This is a genomic window from Microcoleus sp. LEGE 07076, from assembly GCF_015207455.1.
Taxonomy (GTDB): Bacteria; Cyanobacteriota; Cyanobacteriia; order Cyanobacteriales; family Microcoleaceae; genus Microcoleus.
The window spans coordinates 1-2,234 of record NZ_JADEWV010000418.1; the positions used below are offsets into that span (position 1 = coordinate 1).

Genomic DNA, 2,234 nt, shown 5'->3' on the forward strand with positions numbered 1-2,234 from the left:
CTCCCAATCCCCCCAACAGTGCTCCGCTGGAAAATTTAGAGGGATATTACCAGCAACTAGAAACCCTGCTGCTGAAAATTGGATATTTGCAGCCACACACAGCAGCAAGTCGGATGGAAAAATTTCGGCGTTTGTACAATCGCGCCTATCCCACAGTTGATGAAGTCGCCATGCTGCGGGGCGTGCTGCGTCAAACAGATTGGGCAATAAAAAGTTACGCGCGATCGCCAGTTTCTGATACTCTGGATGCGTTGCCAGAAAATCCAACCGATAGCTAAGAGAATTGCCGATAATTTGGGATGTGAGATTGAGGATTTTTGGCGAACAGGATTTACCCACTTGTCACCAAAGAAACCGGGTTTCTTGAATAAAAACCTCAAATTTAAGGTAATTTCCCGGCAAGAAACCCGGTTTCTCGCACGGGTGCGTTTCCGACAAATCTAAAATCCCAAATCACAAATCACAAATCTATTGGCCCGCAAGCTAAAAAACCTTAAACTTAAAATTTACAGTGCAGAAGGAGTAAGACGTGGCAGAGCGGTTTCCCAAACGATCGATATTATCAGTGATGTCCTCGATAGCCTCTGCCAACTCCGGGCAAAAGTCGCCTAAATCCGGGAAAGCAACTCAGTCTGGCAAATCCGGCCGCCGTCGCCCGCAGGGACAGCCAAACAAGCCAGAAATTCCAGCATCCGAACCTGCGACTTTCTCACCGCAACCAAACCGCGTCACTCAAATTAGAGCCAATTCTCCCGCGCCTTCCCCCGAAGAATTCAATACACAAGACTTTTTGTCCGATCCCAGATCCGCAATTAATCCGAAAAAACCCAAAACCACCAAAATTGGGCAGTCGAAAAGTCGCAAACCGCGCCAAAAAAACCTTGCTGCTGTCGATTTGTTCGATTTTCCACAGCCGAATCTAGAAAATGTCAGGGCGATCGCCAGCAATCCCACCGCCCGTGTAAGTCGCCCCATTTCGCCTTCAGCGCCGATTCCAGACGCGGAAAAGCCGCCAAATGTCAAAAAATCCCCCCTGCCGAGACCTCGCCCGCAAGAAAGCCAGAGACCGGGGAAACGCCCTGCACCTCGGAGCGTACCGCCGTTGGTGTACGCTACTCGGTTGCTGATTTTGGGAGTTGGGATAGCGGTGATTTGCGGTACGCTGCTGTCGGTGGTGAATGCTGTGAGCCGATCGACAGCCGCGACACAAGAAACCCCCGCAGAGCAAAACAAACAAGCCGGCAGCGCAGTTGCAGCCCCTGCGGCTTCAGAATCGCTGCAACTGAATCAAGAATTAGCAGCTTTGAAAACGCAAGTTCAGGTGATGGCAACAGAAAATCCTACCTTGACTGCGGGAATATTTTTAGTTGATTTAGATACAGGAAGCTACCTGAATTTTAACGGCGACGCTGCTTTTGCTTCAGCGAGCACGATTAAATTGCCAATTTTAGCAGCCTTTTTTCAAGCAGTAGATGAGGGTAAAGTACGGTTAGATCAAGTGCTGACGCTGAAGCAGGAAAACATTGTGGGCGGTTCTGGGGAGATGCAAGACGACCCTCCGGGCAAGAAATATTCGGCTTTGGAAGTTGCCAGAAAGATGATTGTTGTCAGCGACAATACGGCGACTAATATGATGATTGAATTGTTGGGAGGTGCTGAGATTTTGAATCAGCATTTTGCCGCCTGGGGTTTGAGGGCGACGGTTTTGCGGAATAATTTGCCGGATTTGGAGGGAACGAATACTACCAGCCCGAAGGATTTGATTAATATCATCGCCCAAGTCGATCGCGGAAATTTGGTTTCGGTAAAATCGCGCGATCGGATTTTGCAAATCCTGCGCCAAACTAAAAACGATTCGTTGCTCCCGAGAGGCTTGGGCGAAGGTTCAGTAATTGCTCACAAAACGGGTAACATTAATACAATGCTGGCAGATGCGGGGATGGTGGATTTGCCGAACGGGAAGCGTTATTTGGTGGCGGTGATGGTGAAGCATCCCCAAGAAACAGAGAAGTCAGCTCAAACATTAATTCGGGAGATTTCTCGGATGAGTTACCGCTACTTGAACGGTGGGGAAACGCCTGCGGATTCACAAGTGAAAATTAAAAATTGAAAATTCTACCGGGTTTTTGCCGATCGGTATTGTAAAACTTCATTGAGTTTATAAGCAATTATAAACAATAATGGTATTCTATAGTTGTGAGTGTTGAACAAGGAATACGCATAGCCCAAAAAAC

The 2,234-nt window shown here is 48.0% G+C and carries 1 protein-coding gene and 1 pseudogene; both read left to right on the top strand.

Features of this window, described 5'->3' with window-relative positions:
- A pseudogene (locus tag IQ270_RS29825) lies at positions 1–278 on the top strand (RNA methyltransferase); the annotation flags it as partial.
- A gap of 290 nt (positions 279–568) precedes the next feature.
- The gene (locus IQ270_RS29830) at positions 569–2,110 is read left to right on the top strand and encodes a serine hydrolase (protein WP_228056828.1); all 1,542 of its coding nucleotides are present in this window, start codon (positions 569–571) and stop codon (positions 2,108–2,110) included.
- Positions 2,111–2,234 lie beyond the last annotated feature (124 nt).

Bases quoted from the DNA above. Each gene is read 5' to 3' on its own strand.
- IQ270_RS29830 (WP_228056828.1), top strand. From the start codon at position 569: ATGTCCTCGATAGCCTCTGCCAACTCCGGGCAAAAGTCGCCTAAATCC.